The organism is Ancylobacter crimeensis (assembly GCF_023016805.1).
Lineage (GTDB): Bacteria > Pseudomonadota > Alphaproteobacteria > Rhizobiales > Xanthobacteraceae > Ancylobacter > Ancylobacter crimeensis.
Map to the genome: position 1 here is coordinate 58801 of NZ_JALKCH010000006.1, position 19384 is coordinate 78184.

A 19384-nucleotide genomic window follows, 5' to 3' on the forward strand; every position below is an offset into this window, starting at 1 on the left:
CGGGCAAACAAGCCGCGGCACATGACCACGCAGACCCACCCCGTCGTCCGAAGCGGATGAAGGATCAGTGACTTAAGAAGGTGTAGCCCTCTTTTTGTGTTCACATCGATACATTTGTATTTTGGAATTTGCAATGGCATAGCCAGCAGGAATGTGATCCGATTTCGTCGCTCGGGCGCGACCGGAAAAGATTGGGGAGACTCTCGATGTCGGCAGGCCTCACCGCGGACGACCCGCTGAAGCAGCGACGGGCCTTTGCCGAGGATCTCGCGAGGGCCGCCGGCCGTAAGGCACGCACCTTCTTCGTTCACCGCGAAACTCTCGTGACCGACGTCAAGACCTCCTCGCAGGACCTCGTCAGCCAGGCCGACCGCACCGTCGAGGCCTTGCTGCGCCGCGCGATCCGCCGGCAGTTTCCCGAGGATGCCATCGTCGGGGAGGAGGATGTGCCGGTCGCCGGCCGCTCGGGCTATGTCTGGGTGCTCGATCCCATCGACGGGACCATGCCGTTCCTGGTCGGACAGCCGAACTGGTGCGTCTCCATCGCCATCGGGCGGAACGAGCAGCCGGTGGCCGGCGTCGTCTACGCGCCTGTCCTGCGCGAACTCTACTCCGCCGTGGAAGGCGGCGGGGCGACGCTGAACGGCGCGGCATTGCGGGTGAATCCCGACTGGACGCTGGCCTCGACCAATGTCGGTTTCGGCGCCACGCAGAAGGCAACCGTCGAGGAAACGGCAGCCTTTGTCGCCGGATTGTATCGCGAGGGCGGCGTGCTGTTCCGGGTCGGATCCGGGGCGCTGATGCTCTCCTATGTCGCCGCCAACCGGCTCGCCGGCTATTACGATCCCCATATCAGCAGCTGGGACTGCTGGGCCGCCATGGCGATCATCCGCGAGGCCGGCGGCCGGGCCGAATTTTCCGGCGACCTGCACCGCCCCGGCCGCCTCTGGGCCGGCAATGAGCGCGTCATCGCCGATCTGAAGCGCCTGAGTGGCGAGCCGGGCTGAGGCGGGAAGGCCTCACTGCCCGTCGCAGGCGCGTGCCGCGCCCGTGCCGACCGGCTGCGACAGCGGATGGCCCGAATCTGGAAATGGATCGAGCCGGCCGAGGGTTACCGTTCCGCCGTCGGTCTCCATCGTGCCCCCGCCATTCTGCAGGAAGCAGAAATTCTCGAACGGGACCGGAACGGGAAAACCCCGGATGCCGAAGCTCGTGGGCTCGGGATAGATGTATTCGTTCATTGGCGCGGTATATCGGCCCGAAATCAGGCCGTTGGGCAGAGACTGGTAGCTGCTGCCGACCACCAGCGCCAGCACATCGCGCCGTACCGCCCGTGCGTCATCCTTGGCCGGCCAGGTATTGCGGAACCGGCCGAGCTGGGGGCCGTTGGAAGGGCTGAGGCCGGTTCCGGTGGTGAAGGAGGTTCCGAGCTCGTTTCCGCTGGCGTCGCGCGGACTGCGACCGCTGTCGACGATGCGGACCTCGACCTTGCGGCTCGGATCGGTGGTGAAGCCGACGATGCGGAAACGGGTGGTTTCCTCCTGCGGGATATCGCCGAAAGCCTCGCCCTTGGTGCCCTGGATCGCCTCCTCGATGGCGAGATAGACCGGCTCGGCCTGCGGGGAAGTGTAGATGCCCAATTCGGCGGCCAGCGCATAGGCGGCGATAAGGAAGCTGTTCGCGCCATCCGGCACCAAGATACCCTGATAGGTCACGTAATCCCCGACGCGCAGCGGTGCCGGCCGCCGAGGATCGCAGCCCGGAACCGGCGGCGCATCCGCCGCGGCCGGAATCGGCCCGCAAGTGAAGCGCAGTCCGACCACGCCGCCCGGTCGGTTGCCCGCCGGGCATGCGGCATCGCCGCCGCCCGGCCTCGCGACGCAGACCGGAAAACCGGTCTGAGCGTGGATGGGGCTGTTCTCCGGATCGAGGGCGAAGCGGCGGTCGAGCACGATGGCGGCCTTGGCTCCCTCCCCGTTGCGCAGGCCATAGATCCCGGTTTCGTCATTGAGCCGAACCCGCGCGCCGTCGGTCCGGCCATGCGCGCCGACCCGCAGTTCCCCGGTCGCAGCGTCGATGGACTGGATAAAGCCGGCCCCGGCATGCAGGGCGCCCTGCGAGATGCGCACGACGCCGGCGACATATTGGCCATTGGCGATGTTGCCGATCACCTCCGCCTCGAATGGCACTTTGGGTGGGGTCGCATCGAGCAAAGCGAGCCCGCTGGCCGTTCCCACGGCGCCGCCGGTCGGCCCGCGGAACAGGTCCTGAACCGTCATGTAGCGTCCGGGCATCGTCACCATGAGATTGCGCGGCAGCAGGATCGGCTGGTTGGAAACCACCATCGTGCCCGCGCTTAGGGGATCGCCCGGCGTGGTCAGCGCAAGGGATTCGATGAAGCCGGTCGTGGCGAAAGACGGCGTCTGCGCCTGTGCCGCCCCGACCGGGCCCAGCAGGGCAAGCGCCAGAAATCCCGCGGTCAGGCGGTCTGTCATGTTCAGCCTCCCTTGAGGTTGGATGTGCCCGGCGGCACCGGCTCCGGCCGGGCCGCGGGAATGACCATGATGTCCGCCTGCCAGCCGAGGAATCGCCCGCCCGCATGGCGCAGCGGCGCAAGCTGGAGTGGCGCGAAGTCGCCAAGCCGGTCGGCGGCCTCGATCAGGGCGTGTTCGTAAAGACGCGGGCCCGCGCGCGAAAGCAGCTCGACGAGCAGCGTGCCGGCTATGCCGCCGAGCCGTTTCCACGGGCCCCCGTCCTCCTCGTCGTCGCGCAGCAGCGCCGCCGGGACCGGCAGCACGACGCGCTGCTCCCAGGTCGACGGCACGGCATCGCGCAGCGTCGACACGGACGACAGGGCGAGGCCGAGGCAGCCGCGTGCGGGCGCCTGCCCCAGCGCCGCGCGCAGTTCGGCCGGCCCTGCAAATCGCCTGAGGGGGGACGATGCACTGGCGCCGTCCTGATTGTCCGCCGCGAGGATCCAGCGCTCCCCGCCCTGCGAGCATCCCGCCATGGTGGCAGCGAGCGCCGCCTGCTGCGCGGTGGAGGATGGCAGCAGTTCAACGCTCCATTCCGCGGCGGCCGGCGTGGCCTCATCCGGCGCAAGCGGTGCGACGATGGCGATCCGATGCGCCGCCAGCAGCCGGTCGACCGGCCCGCGCGTCGGCCACAGACCGCCGACCACGGCAAAGACCGGAACCTCGGCAAGCCGGGCGGCGGCCGCCTCCGCGCCATAGGCGGTATCGACGTCAACCAGATCGAGACGGCGCCCGAACGGTCCGCCCGAGACGTTCGCTGCGCCGAGAGCCTGCTTCAGACCGGCGAGCACATCCCGCCCGACCTCGCCGGACGGCCCGCTGAGCGGCAGCAGCGTTCCCAGCGTGATCGCGTCGGCGCTCACGCCGGGCGGCAGATCCTTCGCCGTGCCGAGCCGATGGAGATAGGCGAGGAGTGCCGCGGCCTCGGCCGGCGCCAGCCGGAAGCGCGGCATGACCGCATTCAGGCTCGTTCCATCACGTCCTGCCCCGGTCGCGATGGCGGCCAGCACGGCGGCCTCGTCGCGAAATGCCGGCGCGTCGCCGCGCGGGTGCATGAGATCGGACCAGACCAGCGGGGGAATGCGCACCGCGCCCTCCCGGCTGCCGGCTCCATCCGCGCCGTGGCAGCGGGCGCATGCGCCGAAGCCCGCGGGAAGGCTGGTGGTGCCCGGTGCGAAGGCGGCGATGCCCTGATAGAGCGCGCGTCCGTCCGGCGCCGCACCCGCGCCCGTTGTCGCGACTGCCGCCATCGTTGCGGCGAGGAACGCACACAGGATGGCGGGGTAACGTATCATGGCGCGGCCTGCAGCAGCAGTTCGGCCAGCCGTTGCGGCGTGACCTCCGGCGACAGCACGCTCGTTCTCGTCCATTGGCGACGCGACGGATAGCCGATCCAGAGTGTGTCGGAATGCGTGTCGGGGTCGGTCCCTCCGGCCTGGAAGGCGCTCCAGACCGGTGTCAGTTCCTCGAAAGAGCCGGTCAACATCAGCCAGCCCTCCTGCCGGCCGAGGCGGGCGTCGAACTGGGCGGCATAGGCGCGGATCTCGCCGGGCGTGTCGGTGAGCGGATTGAGCGAAACCGAGAGCAGCAGCGGCCTCGCGCCGGCCTCGGCGCGATTGTGCAGTTCCTCCTGCAAGGCCCGCAGCAGAGCGGTCTGGGGCGGGCAGATGCGGGTGCAGCCGGTGAAGAAGAAGCTCACCAGCACGGGCCGGTCGCCGAACAGTTCGCTGAACCGGATCGCGCGACCGTCCTGGTCGAGTACATCGACCGCAGGCAGGCGCGGGCCGGGCGACATCCATGACACGCCTGCCGTTGCCGCCGCCGTGAACAGGACGGACAAAGCGAGGGATGTCGCGAAAAGCCGTTTCATGGCCGTGCCCCGCCGAGCGGCAGCGCGCCGAGGAAGCCGTCGGTGTAGCCGAGATTGGCCGATATGCTCGATGCCAGCAGATCGTAGCGTCCCGGCCGAGGCAGCCGAACCTCGGCCTCATAGAGGGCGCCGTCGGTGCGGCGCAGCTTCACGCGCTCCTGCCAACCGCTGTGCCGGTCGAACACAAGAAGCGTCAGATCAGAAACAGAATCAACAGGCTGAGCGCTTTCCTTCGGAGGATCGAGCCGCACTTCGATGGTCGTATACAGCGGATCGGCGCGGTCGGCCGGGCGGGCGCCGACAAAGGCGGGGCGCGGCTTGGGCACCTCGGTCGGCGGCGGTCTCCCTCCCTCCAGCTCCACGCTTGCACAGGCCTGAAAGCGCGGCCGCGGGGCGGCGAGGACCAGCGTATAGGCCCCGCCGTCCTGCGCCCGGATGACGCCGCGATAGAACCCCGGCGCCACCTCGCGCACGGAGGGATCGAAGATGTCGAGCGCGATGGCGGCGCGGCGATAATTCGAGAAATTCCCGCTCGGTGCCATCATGCCTTCATTGTAGCGATAGACGGCGCCGTCGGTCGGATTGGCGAAGAGCAGGCCGTCGCCGCCGGGGGCCGCAACGGTCAACGCCGCACCCGATCCGCCGGGAGCGGCACGGCCGAGTTGCACCGACACCGGCGCCAGCTTGCCGGCCCGCAGATCGGCGATCGACCAGAGGGTGGCGCGCCCTTCGGAAGCGCCGATCGCATAGATGAAGCGCTCGCTCACCAGCAGCGCATCCGCCGCGGCCGGCGCATCGAGGGTCATGGTCACGGTGCCCTGCGCCAGATCGACCACCGAGGCGCGGCCCGCTCCCATCAGCAGCGCCCGGCGGCCTCCATCGAACACGGACATGGCACTAACATCATGATATATCGAAATCTTTCGTTCCACAGCAGAGTCGCCACGCGCCAGATCGAGCCAGAACAGCGTGCCGTTGCGCGCCGCCACCAGCACCGTGCGGGCAAGAGGGCTGTAGCCGGCGACGGCGGGCGGTTCCGGCAGGATCCAGCGACGCTCGCCATCGTTTCCATGCAGGATCACGGTCCCGTCGCGGTGCAGGCTGACCACGCCGGGCAACGACAGCGCATCCTCGCCGAGGCGCTGCGGCTGGGAGAATAGAGCAATGGTTCCAAGGTCTTGACCAGACGAAAGTGCCGTATCCGGCCGGGCGATGTCGAGGCTGGCGAGCCCTCCGTCGACGAAGGCGAGCCAGAGGCGGCGGCTCGCGGGGTCATATCCCAGCGTTCGCGCCGGGCCGGGAAGGTCGAGGGTGCGGGCGATGCGGCGGGCCTGCAGGTCGAAGGCAAGCAGGCGGGCGGGCTCGTCGAGTGCGACCCAGGCCTCGGCACGTTCGGGGATGGTAAGCCAAGCCCTTGGCGTGCCTGGCAATTCCGTGATGCTTTCGAGCTTCGACCCGCTCAGCCCGACAAAGGGATTGATGATGGCAAGCGTCCGGTCGGTGTTGAGCGTCACCAGCCGGTAATCGTTGAGATCGAGGCTTGCGCGGGCGCCAAGCCCTGGGCCGGTAAGGGCTTTTACCCGATCCGCGCAATTCTCCTCGGCATCCAGCACGCTGCTGCGCCGACGTTGCAGCCAGGCGGCGACCTGCCCGCCATCGAGCCGCAGCGGAGCGCCGCCGAGGCCCTCGCTGAGGCGCACCTCCAGCGTTGCGAGCCCCGGTTCGCCGGCCTCTGCCAGCGGCCTTATGGTCCAGGCGACATGCACCCCGCCGTCATCAGCCTCACCGCTCTGGGCCCCCTCCGCACGGGCCGCAGACGGGTGGGTGGTGAGTGCAGTGAGGAGGACGATGAGTCCAAAGCCCGCCGCATGGGCGAGCAAGCGCCGAACAGGTCCCGCGGGCGACCCTATGGTCCGCGCGCGGGCCATGGTCAGGCGACCCAGAGCAGGTTGGAGAGGACCAGATAGGGAAACGGCCGTCGTCCCATCAGCGTGCCGTCGAAGGTCACCGCGTCGATCGTATCGGTGCCCTGAGCCCGCACACCGACGAAGGCGGCGTTGGACGGGGTACCGTGGGGCAGCACCGGACCCATCGGGCCGTTGGCGGAGACGGAGGCGACCCAGTTGGGCGAGCCGGTGAAGCGCACCCACAGGATCGCGTGCAGCCGGCGCTTCCACAGCGCGTCGGAATCGCCCGCCGCCGTCACATAGGCGCCGACCTCGCGGAGCGGGGTGTAGAATTTCAGCTTGATCGGCGCCGCGTCGGGCAGCAGGTCCGCCGGCGGCACGATGGCCACCAGCATGGAGGAGCGGTCCGGCAGGTTGACGTTCATGCTGGTGGTGTCGCGAGCGAAGGCCTGCACGCCTTGGTCGTTCACCACCACCGGCCTGCCATTGGCCTCGTAGATGTCGGGCAGGCCGGAGACGGGCATGCCGACGATGCTCTGGCCGGTCATGGCGTCGGTGCCCCAGTCGAGGCTCTGCGCGCCGGCGCTGAAGCCGGTCTCGTCCAGGATCTGCGTGACTGTGGGCACGGGGACCTCCTCGCGTTGGACCAGCCGGGCACGCTTAGCGGGCAGGCGTCGGGGACGTTTCATCGTTCTGAACCCTGAGCAGGCCCCACAGGCCGCCGTCGAACAGGAAGCTCGCCTGGCTGCGGAACAGGTAGTCCATGGGGCGCGCCTGCCCGCCGCCGGCGGGCACTTCCAGCGTGATCCCCATCATCGGGCCGAAGCCGTTATAGACGCCCTGCCGGATGCTGGAGCCGGCCTCCCGGTTGAGGACATGGGAACCCTTGTCCCAGGGAAAGGGGTTCCAGACATGGCCGCTGAGGGCGAGACCCTGCTGGCGGGTGTGGCCGCCGGGATGGACGATCTCGAGCCGCACCACCTCGCCGGGGCGGGCCCGCATGACGGGGGTCTCCGGGTCGCAGGGATGGGTCCGCGCCAGGATCGGCGAGACGCCGGACCGACAGCGCAGCACGCCGCCCACCGTCTCCTCGGCGGAGCTCAGCATCAGGCTCTGGTCCTGGTCGTTGCGGTCCTCGAAGGCGAGGGAGGGGTCGCCGCCGGTGCGCGCCCAGAGCGGCTCGGTGGCATAGTTGATGGCCTTCACCCCGTAATCGTCCGGCTCCTCCGCGCCCCACAGATTCGGCACCGGCATGTCGCCGCGCCGGGCATTCACCGCGTCCTGCATGACGAGGGCATGGTCGACATAGAGGTGCTTGCCCGCCGCGTCGCAGATCTCCGCACTCGGCCCGCCGGTCTCGCGGCGCTCGATCACCCCGGTGAGGGGATTGCGCCAGCGGGTGGCGAAGCGGTCATCGGCGCAGACCCGCGAGCCCACCGGCCCCACCACCAGCGCGCCGACGAGACCATGGGCGGGGTGCTTGATCGGATCGCCGAAGCTGCGCAGCGGCAGCGCGCCGAACTCGACCGGGGTATTGGCGCCCTGCGCCGTGGCGAGGAAATCGGTGAGGCTCCAGATCATGGAGCCGCGGCAGTTGAACTCCAGCGGGCCGTCATGCACGCGGTTTCCGGTGCAGGGCGGCACAAGCGAGCCGGCACGCTCCCGATTGGTGGCGGCCGTGCTGTTCTGACCGACATTGGAGCCGTCGCCGAACACCGGGTTCTGCGCCACCCGCGGCGCCGACAGCCCGACCGTGCTCGACATGCGGAACTGGTTGATGTTGAAGCCGTCGGTGATCATCGGCAGGAAATTGTAGAAGGCGCGGTTTTCCGGCAGCGGCACGGGGCCGCCGGCATCGTCCGGCAGCGGGCCGTCTTCGAGCACGGGGGGAAGCTGGTTGCGCAGGCCGATATAGAGGCACTGGCCCGCCGCCGCCCGCAGCACGAGGGGCGTCAGCGGCCGGCCGGCGACGAACTGGCCGCGCAGCTCCGCCAGCACCTCCGCATTGGGCCGGCGCGACCAGCTGGTGCGCAGGCTCTCGCAGGCGGCGCGGTCGTCGCAATCGACCGGGTCCTGGTCCAGCACATAGGCGAGGGCCTGCGGGTCGGTGATGCCGAAGCGGCTGTTATAGGTGATGCCGGTCGGGGACGGCGCCTCGCAATCGCCGTGGAGGTCGCACACCCGTACCGCGCTGATGCCGAAGAAGCGGAAGGCGTCCTTCTTCTGCAGGGTTTCGGCCGGGCAGAGCTCCTCGACATTGCCGCTCGTCTTCGGCACCCGCAGCCGCGTGTCGAGCGCGGCGAGCGGCGGGCGTTGCGGGTCCGTGCGGGCCTCGCCGGGAGCAGGGGCGGTGTAGCTGCGCATCACGCCCCACAGCCCGTCCCAGAGCTGGTCGACCGAGGAGCCGAAATAGAGGTAGTCGGCTCGCGGCATCTGCACCGGATTGACAGTGACGTCGAACTCGAAATGCTCGGAAATGCCGAGCGGCTGCGCGTTGGTGAAGCCGGAATCGTTGATCGCGGCCCCGTTCGAGGCGCCGGGCAGGCGGAACCACTTCACCCCGTTCATGGTGAAGATGTGCTGCGCCTCCTGCGCCCCCTGGATGAGGCGGATCTGCACCGGGTCCCGCTCGAAGGTCGGCAGGATGGGCGTTGCCGGGTCGCCGAAGGCGCGCCACGGTTCGAGACGCTGGAGCCCGGCCGGGCAGCCCGCGCTGACGAGGCTCTCCGAATAGAGCGCGCAGTTGAAGTTGCGGCGCCACTGCTCGACATCGGCCAGCACCGGGTCGAGCAGGGATTCGGCCGGGGTGCCGGCGAGCAGCGCGCGGGTCTGCGGCAGCACCACGGCAGGCAGCGGGTTGCGGGCCAGGTCCTCATCCTTGCGGGCGAAGACGGCGGTGCTGAAGCCGTTGGCGGGATCGCCCCGGCAATCGGTGTCGCCGGGCTGGCAAGGGGTCGTGCCGTCGGCCCGCGCCCTCGCCTGCCGGTAGTCCCAGCCGCCGATCGCGGCATTGGGACTCGCCTCCGACAGGCGCAGCGCCAGCGGCTCGTGGCGGTAGTTGAAATACTGGCTGCCGGGATCCTCGCCGGAAATGCCGAGCGGGTGGGCCAGCGCGGTCGCGACATGGCGCTGGCCGAAGCGCACGCGGGTGGTGTCGCGGATGGCGGAATCGCCGAGCGGCTCGGGATTGATGGGCTCCAGCGCGGTGTTGTAGGCGATGCCGAAATCGGCGATCGCCAGCGCGAATTCACGGCGGGTGTCGTAGGTGTAGCGGTCCTGCGGGCAGACGATCTGGCCGCTTGCGTCGCGTGAGGGGGCGGCGCGGTTGAGGCCGGAGGCGGGCTGCGACGGGTTGGAATCGCTGTCGCCGATGCAGGCCGGGGCGGTGATGTTCACCTTGGTCGCGGTCGGCCCGCCATCGGCGCGCAGCTTGAGCGGCACCCGCGGCTCGACCGGGCCCTCCAGCCGGTTGCCCGGCCGCAGCAGATTGAGCGCGGTCTTCGCGGCGAGGTTGGAGCCGCCGATCAGCTTGTCGCAGAAGGCCGGGCGGCCGGGCGTTCCCGGCGCCCCGGCGCAGGCCAGCACGCCGCTGGCGGGGACCCCGGCCCAGTCGGTCCTTTCCGGCTTGGTGGTGAGGGTGGTCCACACCGAATTGGCCGGCTCGATCACCAGCCCGGCATAGAGCCCGTGCTGCTGGTGGGAGCTGGGGCCGAGATGGTCGTGGGTGAAGACGGTGCGCAGGGTGTTGTCCTTGCCGGTCACCGGATTGACGATGGGGTCCGCCCACCAGCGCTGCACCGTGCGCTGGGCGCCGCAGAGCGGGTGCTCGTGATTCAGCCGGGCCTCGTAGTCGTGGTCGCTCTCGCCGGCCTCCTGCGCCGGGCACAGGCCCTTCTTCAGGATCGGGCCGTAGATGGGGGTGTCGACGCTGCCGGCCGCGGCCTCGTAGATGTCGCCGCCGGGCCGGAACAGGGGATGCGGCCGGGGTTCGAGACGCGCCGGCTGGCCGGGGGCGTGGGGCGAGCGGTTATAGGCGAAGATGCGCTCGCGCACCTCCTCCGGCGAGAAGGTCGCGTCCTCATAGTTGAAGCCGTTGGCCGAGCCGTCCGAGGAGGTGACGTCGAACTTCACCAGATGGATGTGCTGGCCGATGGTGTCGGTCGGCGTATAGACTTGGAAGTCGTCGGCATTCAGCGCGTTGGGCATGAAGTTCGACGACTTGAAGACGATGCACTCGCCCGAATTGGCGCGGAAGAACAGCGGCTCCGGCAATTTGGTGCGGGTGTTGGGGTCGATGACGTCCTTGATGTCGTTCTCGAGGATGACGATGCGGCCCTGCGGGTCGAACCAGCCATGCTTGTTGTAGGTCAGCTCGGTCTGGATGAAGGCGGCGCGGTAGTCGCGCTGCGGGATGCCCGCCGGGCAAGGATTGGCGAAGGGCGCCCCGGCGGCGCGCGGCCGGTCGTTGACGAAGAACAGCGCGGGCGTCGTGCGCGGCTTCTGCAGGGCGCTGAGCGTCGCCGCCCATGAGGTGCGATAGGCGGTGTCGGGCGCCCACCAGCGCTCGTGCGGCTGGCCGGAGGTCGGCACCGCCACCGGGGTAAGGCCCGGCGCCACCAGCTTGCCCTCGTGGAACGACATGGCGCGCTTCTCGTCCGCCGTGCCGCTATGGGGCACCGGGTCGATGCGGATGCTGGCCCAGTTCGCCGCGAAGGCCTCGACCGCGCCGGGATCCTGCCGGGCGACGCGCTGGGCGATGACCTGCGCGGCATCGCCACCCTTGCGGATCGCCTCGTCATAGACCGGCTGCGAACGGTTCAGCGTGCCGTCGGCCACCACGTGGCGCGGCAGGCCGCCATCGACGATCTGCGCCGGGTCCGGCTCGACCGCGAGGTTGGCGGGCGGGTTCTCGACATCCATGTCGAGCACCGGCTGCGGCGGGCGGTGGCCGGCCTTGCCGGGGATGTAGAACGGATAGCCGCGGAAGGCCGCCGTCGGCATGGGCGCCAGCGCGCTGCCGGGGATCGGCACCAGAGCCGGGGATTGCGTGCCTTCCGCGATTTCGGGATCCGGCAGGTTCATCATGCCGGGGTCGTTGCCGGGGCCGACCGGCCGGTCGGCATGGAAGAAGCCGGGGCGGCCGTCGTCGAACGCATCGTGTACCCGCCACAGCTCCCACATCCCTTGAGCGAAATGCGGGTAGAGGTGGCAATGGAAGATCGAGTCGCCCGGCGTGTAGTTGCGGTTGCCGGCTCCTCCGAACTCGATGCCGTAGCTGAAGGTTGCGCCGGGGGAGATGGTCTGGCTGTCGAGATAGCTCGAATCCGGGTTGCTGGCGTCCTGCATCCACTGGTGGGCGTGCAGGTGGAAGACGTGGGTCTCCTTCGGCCCGGCATGAAGGTTGCGGAACCGCACCGGGTCGCCGAGATAGGAATGGTGCACGTTGGAGGGATCGTCGGGGTAGAGCGCGCCGCTCGCCCGGTCGTCGTCGTCATATTTCAGCAGCAGCGCCGGGTCGCCATTGGCCCAGGAGGAGAGGAAGAACTCCTCCGCCCGGCATTCCGGGCAGTTCTTCGCCGGCCAGACCCCGCGCATCGCCGGGGTCGACATCACCAGCGATCCCATGCTGGAGACGCCGTAATTGATGCCCATGCCGTCGCGCAGGCTGTGCAGCGGATTGCCCTCGTCCTCCAGCTCCGGGAAGGCCTGCTGGGCGTGCACCTCGTCGTGGAAGATGACGGTGAATTCGCGGAACGAGCGCTGGCAGGTGTTGCCGAAGGCGGCGCCGGTGCACTGGGCGGATTCCGGTTGGCCGGGATGCTTTTCGTCCAGCACGACGATGGCGTTGAGATCGGTGGCGACGATCCGGTTGTCCGCATCCAGCATGCCGAGCACGGGCTGGACGCGGCCTCTTATGCTGGCGGTGCGGTCATAGTCGATCGCGCCATAGGGATGGCCGCCGCCGCTGTTGCCCCGCAGCGCCTGCAGCACGTCGTAAGTGACCTGCGAGCGGTACCATTTCGAGCCCTCCGGCTCGACCGTCACGGCGCCGAACAGGCCGAGACCGATCTGCCCGCCATCGCCCTCCCCGCCCACCGGAGCCCCGGTGGAATAGGCGAAATAGGTGCCTTCGCGGCCCGCCTTCCACCGCGTCACCACGGTCTGGCCGGGCTTCGCCAGCGAACCGATGTCGAAGCTCGCGCGCACATCGGCGCCGGTGGCGGGGTTGAAGCCGATGCCCTGCTGCGCCGGCAGGCCGACATTGCCGCCATCCCCGCCGCAGGCCGCGTCGAGCGGGCATTCGGCATCGAGGATCGGCACCAGTTCGAAGCCGGTGATGTGGAAGGACGCGGCGCGGGTGAGCGGGGCATCGACGCTCACCTTTTCCGGCCGCGCCAGAGCGCCGTCCTGCGGAGTGCCGCGCAGCGGCGCGGCATAGTCCGGCAGGCGCCCGCCATTCTCGCGCGGGATGCCGCCTTCCTCCGATTTGGCATCGGCGAGAAGGTTGGTGAAGCGGACGTCGAGGCAATCGCCCTCATTGGCGCGCAGCACGATGGGCCGGGGCCGCTTGTCCGGCCTCAGCCGGACGTGGCCGGGCTCGAGACGCGCGCGGCCGTCGGTGGGAACCACGTCGCTCTTCAGCGCGAACATCATGCCCGCGGGCACGTAGGAGCCGAAGCGGTTCAGCAGATAGGCCTGTTCGAATGCCACCACCTCCGCCACGGTCCTGCGCTTGCACGCGGGAGCGGCCGGGGATGGGGCGGAGGATGTGGCGGCGGGGGCGACTGCCGCTTCCGCCCGGCGCGGCATGGGGAAGCCGGCTGCCAGGCCCGACAGAACGGCACCCGTGAAAAGCGCGCCGATGAGCGGCCTGCCGAAGGGACACAGCATGCGATGAGGAACCATCACGCCCTCACAGATCGTACTCTTTGAAAATGTACGGACGATTCACTGCGCAATACACGACGTCAGCAGAACAACGCCGTTCGATCCGGCCATGCCTTCGGTCGAAGGATACGCCCGCAGGCACCAGTCGCAGTTACCCGGAAAGCCCGGGAATAGAGACACACAATCATCGACATGCGCGAAAAACGCGGCGAACACAGGTCGATAAAGATCACAAATTACGACTTGTTGGCGGTTTATCGCACTTTTCCCCTGATCCCGCAAGCAAGACGAATCCGAAAACGCTGGGGTAGGCAATATACTGGATCCTTCCTCTGCGAATGCCTTCCGCAGAGGGATGAAACCACTCTTCCATCAATGGTTTGACTTGCCTTTGCGACATGCTCGGGCACGTCGCGGCGCAACACTCGAAACGGTATTCCGATGCGTTAAAGCTGGTATCGGATGAACCACGCCAGCGCGCGGCCCGACCGGGGTGCTCTCTCCGGCTTGCGCGGTCGCGGCGAGGGGCGCGCAGGCAGGGTCGGTCGACGGCACGCAAGCAGGGCGAAAACATGGGCGATGCCGGTATCGAACGGATAGGCCTATCGCTCTGCGCACGCTCCCAAAGGATAGCCGGATGCCCGGATTTGTCCCTTTGGATCGAGGTTCCGTGCGGGAATTCCATTAAACTCGGAGAGGTTTTTTCAACACCCGTGCAGCGCGTCTCCGACCGACGATCCCGATGCACAGCGTAGCCATTGCGCGTGAGGCAAGATGTTCATTTCGTCTTCGACGTCGTTCAGGAGAAATCAGATTTCCGCCGGCCCCAACTGGTCTCAGGAACCGCCGGCACGCGATCATTTCAGCCTTTCCGATATTACCTCCTTTTTTCTCCGCTACTGGATGACGATCGCCATTCCGATGGTGTTCGCGGTTCTGGTCTGCGGGTTCTACCTCAAGGTGGCGACCCCGCTGTTCACCGCCCGTGCGCAGATCATCATCGACCCTCGCGTGCAGGAACAGTGGAACAGCCAGACCGGCAACGCCGTGCTCGCGCTCGACACCGCCCAGGTGGAGAGCCAGATCGCGGTGCTGCGCTCCGAACGCATCGCCAAGGCGGTGATCGCCGAGCTCAATCTCGGCGAGGATCCCGACTTCCAGCCTCGTCCGGGCATCATGCGCCGGATGCTGGCGCGCATCTGGAAGCCGCAGCCGATCCAGATGTCCCCGGAGGCGAAGGAACGTTTCATCATCGAATCCTTTGCCGGCAATCTCGATGTGCGCCGCTCCGGCCTTTCCTACGCCATCGACATCTCCTTCAGCTCGACCAATCCCGAGCGTGCGGCAGAGGTCGCCAATGCGACGGCCGAGTCCTATATCCGCCACCAGCTCGCCGCGCGGTCGGAAACCGCCCGCGTCGGCGGCGACTGGCTGGAGGCGCGCACGCTGGAGCTGCGCACCCAGATGAGCGCGGCGATGCGCGCGGTGCAGGAGTTCAAGGCCCGCCGCGACTACCGCATCGCCCGCCCCTCGGAAGGAACCGGCGCACCCGCCGCGAGCCCCGGCAACCCCGATGCGGCCCCCGCCGATGGCGGCAAGCCCCCCGCGACGCTGGAAGAGCTGGAGACCACCGCGCAGATCTACCAGCGGGTCTATGAGAGCTTCCTCCAGGGCTTCACCGAAGCGGTGCAGCGGCAGTCCTTCCCGGTCGCCGATGCGCGGGTGTTGACGTCGGCCACGGCGCCGTTTTCCAAGACCGAGCCGCGCGGTACCATGGTGCTGGCGCTCGGTCTGCTGATCAGCGCGCTGTTCGGCACCGGCGTCGGCCTGCTGCGCCACCAGCTCGACCACACCATCCGCTCGCCGCGGCAGATCCGCAGCGAACTGGGGCTGGAATATCTCGGCAGCCTGCCGGGCTCCATGCCCTCGCCCACCAGCGCGTTGCGAAGCTGGCTGAAGCGGCTGCGCACGAAAGCGCGCCGCCGGACGCAGGCGGCGCTGCCGGCGACGCTCTCGGCCACCACCCAGACCGCGCCCGCCGCGGGTCTGCTGCCCCTCCCCGGCCGTCGCGCCCGCGAGGCGCTCATCGAGATCCGGGAGCGCGTCGACATCTGCATGCGCCCGGCCGAGCGCTTCACCCTCGGCATCACCTCGCATCGCGAGGGCGAGGGCAAGACCGTGCTCGCCTGCCACCTGGCCGGCATGTTCGCGATGAGCGGCCGACGCACGCTGCTGATCGACGCCAACACGACCAACCCGACCCTGACCCGCGCCACCGACTCCACCGACCGGCCCGGTCTGCTGGAGGTCATGAAGGGTCATGCGCGGCTGGCGGACGCGCTGGAGAACCTGCCGGGCTCGGGGGTGGACGTGCTGCCGCTCGGCCACTCGACCCGGCCCGCCGCCTTCCACCAGGAAAACGCCACGGCCCTGCGCGCGGTTCTCGCCGGCGTGATGAAGGACTACGACGTGGTGCTGGTCGACCTGCCGCCGATGACGCCCTCCCATGGCGGCCTCGCGCTGTATGTCTGCCTCGACGCGCTGCTGCTGGTGGTCGAATCCGGGCGCATCACCCGGAACGTGCTGGAGGAAGACATGCACTGGCTCCAGACGCTGCAGGCCAGGCTGCTGGGCGCCGTCATCACCAAGGCCGGGCAATAAGGCCCCGGCAGACGGAACAGGAGGCGGCCGACGTTTCGGGCGCAGACGATTTCCGTCGCCGCCATATCCATCCGCCCGTCTCCCCGGCCACGGCTTCTCCGGCCGCGCCGCGCAGCAAGCCCGAGCGGAGCGCGGCGCCTTATGGACAATCATCGGTCCGGGCGCTGCCACCTTCCGACATCCGTTTCCACTCCCGCCGGACCGACCCGCATGGCGGGCAGCAACCCGTAGGGCGGCCGGTGGCGGCCTCTCTATGGCGGCTGGAGAGGTTGCAGCCGTGCGGTTGCCGGCGATGGTCCTTGCCGGCGAAGCGTCTGCGCAGGCGATGCCCCGACGACAGCGGCACCCCTCCGCTCCGTCACCGCCATGACTGCGGCGGCGGGGCTACGTCTTCGGCAACAAGGCCGGACACAGGCGCTGGGGGAAGCGGCGGGGGATGGTCACTTTCGGGTGTGTCGCACCTTCGTCGGCGCCTATGGACCCCCTCCGCGCGTGCCATGGAGGAGGCGCGCGTCTCGCGGCGGCCCGGGGCTGCATGCACGATCCTGGCCTTCTGCGCCTTCGGCTCGGGCCGGAAAACGTTGAGGCCGACACCATGAAGATGGTGCCGGCCTCACAACATGACCCGGCATAAAGGCCGGACGCGTCATCAACGGAGCATCGACGGCCGTGACCGGCGATGCGGATCATGAAAACGAAAAAGGCAATATAACAACGTTTGAAAAGGCACGGGTCTTTAAGAAACACGCAAGGCACCTATCATCGAAACGCCGGGGACATCGGCAAGATGTCATCAGTTGCCGGTATCGTCCGGGAACATGTTGGCCGTGAGGAGGGCAACCTCCGTCCGGTTCTTGGCCTTCAGCTTCTTCATGATGTTGCGCACGTGAACCTTCACGGTGCTTTCGCACATGTTGAGCTGATAGGCGATGACCTTGTTGGGCGCACCCTTGCGCAGGGCGCGCGCCACCATGAGCTGGCGCTGCGAGGTGAAGATCGAATTGTCGTCGGTGGGCCGCATCTGCGGCGCGGCGGGATTGTCCGCCATCGCCATCAGGCTGGTCGCCGGAACGAAGGTGCCGCCGAACTTCATCAGCTGCAGGATCTGCGCGATCACCTCGATGGAGATGCTGGTCGGGATATAGCCCTGCGCACCGCTCTGGATGGCGTTCATGACGTGCTTGGGCGACTCCCGGTCCGAGAGGATCGCGAACTTGACCGGCGGCTTGCAGGCCTTCAGATCGGCGAGCTCCTTCTTCACGTCGAAGCTCGCCGTCAGGTCTTCGGAGAGGTCCGGCGCGGAGATGATGACCAGCGCGGTCGTCGACGCGTCGGAGGACTGCCGCCATTCCGCCACGCTTCCATAAACGCGCAGGGCATTCGCCTGGTCCACCGAACGCAGCGCGATCGATAGGCACTGGCCAAGCAGACGCCGGGGCTCGATCAGAGCAATGCAGGCATCTGCCTGACCTGCGACGGGAATATTATTCGCTTTCAGAGCCTTCAGCTCAGAATTCGCACCGCTGTTTCGCGGCGCGACATCGATGTAACGCGAAACCCTGTCGATCGTTACATCAAAATTGGCGCTTTCCATGCTTTCGTACCCCCCGGGGATGCGCATGCTCCACATGGATCAAGCCATCGAAGGCCCAGGACCGTGTGGATATTCATGTCGCAATTATGCTTATCCGGAAACCAGCAGGAGGCTTCCGACCTTACCAAATTACTGAGCGTCTGCCGCCAACCGCATACGCGGAACACGAGACAGGACAGGCGGGTCCGCAACTTCGTAGTAGGACCCTAACCAACTCGACGCGAAAATGTTCCGATAATTAAAACGAAAATGCAACTAATTTTTTCGAGGACATTGCTGAAGGGAATGAGCCCACATGTTCATACCCTGCCGAAACGCTCTGCACGGAAGAGAGGGTCGCGTCTGACGCGACGACCCCCAGTTGGGTCCGGACCCGAGGACGGGATGGACCATCCAGATGCACCCTTTGGCGAATAATCAGGCAGCGGAGCCTAATCATTTGGCGGTGGGCGACTCACATCTCGCTCACAAATTATGAGCGATATTTCCACTTTATAAATCCAGATCCGCATCGACTTTTGAAAAATTTGATTTTCGAAATATATCAGAATGAATGATTGACAGCCACTCAATTCGCTTGCGGCATCATCCGAAAGATATCGCCGTCCCACACCCTTCGGATTATTTCGAAGGCCACATTTCATCCATAAGACGTGGAATATTTCTCATGGAGGAATGGTTTTTACTTTCGTGAAATTGTATGGGCGCCTGGAATAACCGTGCCCCTTGGGCAACACCGTTCGGCTCAATGCCGCACGGAAACGGGCAATCAGGCTACCACGCGAGCGTGTGCAGACGCTCCACCCCGGACGGCAGGACACTCTCGTCCAGGCAGCCCGCATCCTTCCGGCCATCATCCGCCTGGTCATGCAGATGACGGCCGAAGAAAGCGGCCAGGCAGGAATCGGCCAACGCCTTGGTGCGGATCGGGTCAACCCGAAACCAGGTGCGCCAGTATGCGGGTGCCGCAGCGAGGTCGGACAAGTTTTCGTGAACCGTGCGCGGAAAGCGGATGGCGAGGCTCTCCGGCCGTTCGATGAGGCGGCGCTCCTCGATGAGATCGCGACGGGTCAGCCGTGCCTCGTAGCGCCGCTCCGGCACCGGATCGTCGAGCACGGGATCCGCCGGAAAGGGGAAGTCGCTCAGCATCAGCAGATAGGGCACCGCGACGCCCCCGCGCGCCGCCATGCCGAACAGCCAGCCGTCGAGATTGGCGACGGCGACGATGCGCGGGTCGCCGATGCTGGCTTCCGCGGCCGTCGAGCCGCCGAACGACCAGCCGAAGGCGCCTACGCGATCGAGCGGCAGGCCGGCCAGCCATGCCGGCGCATCCGGCTGCCGTTGCAGAGCGGCGAGGCGGTCCAGCACGCTCGACAGCCGCGCCGCCTGCAGCGCGACCTTCACGTCGCCGTCCCCGAGCGTCGCCTCATAGGCCGAGCCCGAGCTGAAATCGAACGCCAGCGGCCGCATTCCGCTCTGCGCGAGTTCCGGCGCCTGCTCGATGTCGTCCAGCGCCACCACGACGAAACCCCGCGCGGCGAGATCCGCCGCCGTCGCAGCGTTGTCGCGGCGGGTCTTGCCCGAGCCGGGGGTGTAGAGCAGCAGACGGCGCTCCCGCCGGCCGGCGGCGGCCGAATGCCAGACATCCACGGTGATGAAGGGGGTCGATCGCGACGTTCCATCATCCGGCAGGCGAAGCGTCTCGTGGAGGATGTCGCGGGGGCCGGCGACGGCCCGGCGGGCCTGCGAGAGCAGCGTGGCGGCGAAGGTGGCGATCGGCCGCCCCGCCTGCCCGCTCACGCGCCAGCTCTCCGGCCGGCCAATTCCGGCAAGGCCCAGCGCGGCGAGGGCCAACCCGGAAAAGGCGAGGATCGCGACCAGCACCGCAAGCACGATCGCGGACCGCCATCGGCCTTGCCGTTGCCGGCCC

At 67.9% G+C, this 19384-nt stretch carries 10 protein-coding genes; 2 read left to right on the top strand and 8 right to left on the bottom strand.

Going from position 1 to position 19384, the window contains the following annotated elements; translation table 11 throughout:
* Nucleotides 1-206 precede the first annotated feature (206 nt).
* Nucleotides 207-1007: an inositol monophosphatase family protein gene (locus MWN34_RS10040; protein WP_247028920.1), complete on the top strand. Its 801-nt coding sequence runs from the start codon at nt 207-209 to the stop codon at nt 1005-1007.
* A 12-nt stretch (nt 1008-1019) separates the two neighbouring features.
* Here MWN34_RS10040 and MWN34_RS10045 read toward each other — a convergent pair whose 3' ends face one another.
* The 6 genes from MWN34_RS10045 to MWN34_RS10070 are packed head-to-tail and all read right to left on the bottom strand — an operon-like array spanning nt 1020 to nt 13025.
* Complete coding sequence (locus tag MWN34_RS10045) at nt 1020-2495, bottom strand: hypothetical protein (RefSeq protein WP_247028921.1); 1476 nt, start codon at nt 2493-2495, stop codon at nt 1020-1022.
* A 2-nt stretch (nt 2496-2497) separates the two neighbouring features.
* A complete protein-coding gene (locus MWN34_RS10050; protein ID WP_247028922.1) occupies nt 2498-3829 on the bottom strand; it encodes an ABC transporter substrate-binding protein in 1332 nt (443 codons plus the stop codon).
* Nucleotides 3826-4404, bottom strand: coding sequence for an SCO family protein (locus tag MWN34_RS10055; protein ID WP_247028923.1), 579 nt, complete (start codon nt 4402-4404; stop codon nt 3826-3828). The genes MWN34_RS10050 and MWN34_RS10055 overlap by 4 nt, the downstream gene beginning before the upstream one ends.
* Nucleotides 4401-6284, bottom strand: coding sequence for a hypothetical protein (locus MWN34_RS10060; RefSeq protein ID WP_247028924.1), 1884 nt, complete (start codon nt 6282-6284; stop codon nt 4401-4403). The genes MWN34_RS10055 and MWN34_RS10060 overlap by 4 nt, the downstream gene beginning before the upstream one ends.
* A 50-nt stretch (nt 6285-6334) precedes the next feature.
* Nucleotides 6335-6937, bottom strand: coding sequence for a hypothetical protein (locus MWN34_RS10065; RefSeq protein ID WP_247028925.1), 603 nt, complete (start codon nt 6935-6937; stop codon nt 6335-6337).
* Between the two features lie 34 nt (nt 6938-6971).
* Nucleotides 6972-13025, bottom strand: a complete 6054-nt coding sequence (locus tag MWN34_RS10070; protein ID WP_247028926.1) for a cupredoxin domain-containing protein — start codon at nt 13023-13025, stop codon at nt 6972-6974.
* A gap of 948 nt (nt 13026-13973) precedes the next feature.
* On the opposite strand from MWN34_RS10070, the gene MWN34_RS10075 reads away from it, so the two are divergent.
* Entirely contained in the window at nt 13974-15860 is a 1887-nt protein-coding gene (locus MWN34_RS10075) for a GumC family protein (protein WP_281502960.1), read from the top strand.
* Nucleotides 15861-16653: 793 nt separating this feature from the next.
* On the opposite strand, the gene MWN34_RS10080 is transcribed toward MWN34_RS10075, so the two are convergent.
* Nucleotides 16654-17490, bottom strand: a complete 837-nt coding sequence (locus MWN34_RS10080) for a response regulator transcription factor (RefSeq protein WP_247028930.1) — start codon at nt 17488-17490, stop codon at nt 16654-16656.
* A gap of 738 nt (nt 17491-18228) precedes the next feature.
* Nucleotides 18229-19347, bottom strand: a complete 1119-nt coding sequence (locus MWN34_RS10085; RefSeq protein ID WP_247028932.1) for an alpha/beta hydrolase — start codon at nt 19345-19347, stop codon at nt 18229-18231.
* Nucleotides 19348-19384: the final 37 nt, after the last annotated feature.

Coding starts and splice junctions, on each gene's coding strand:
- MWN34_RS10040 (WP_247028920.1), top strand. CDS start 207: ATGTCGGCAGGCCTCACCGCGGACGACCCGCTGAAGCAGCGACGGGCC.
- MWN34_RS10045 (WP_247028921.1), bottom strand. CDS start 2,495: ATGACAGACCGCCTGACCGCGGGATTTCTGGCGCTTGCCCTGCTGGGC.
- MWN34_RS10050 (WP_247028922.1), bottom strand. CDS start 3,829: ATGATACGTTACCCCGCCATCCTGTGTGCGTTCCTCGCCGCAACGATG.
- MWN34_RS10055 (WP_247028923.1), bottom strand. CDS start 4,404: ATGAAACGGCTTTTCGCGACATCCCTCGCTTTGTCCGTCCTGTTCACG.
- MWN34_RS10075 (WP_281502960.1), top strand. CDS start 13,974: ATGTTCATTTCGTCTTCGACGTCGTTCAGGAGAAATCAGATTTCCGCC.
- MWN34_RS10080 (WP_247028930.1), bottom strand. CDS start 17,490: ATGTGGAGCATGCGCATCCCCGGGGGGTACGAAAGCATGGAAAGCGCC.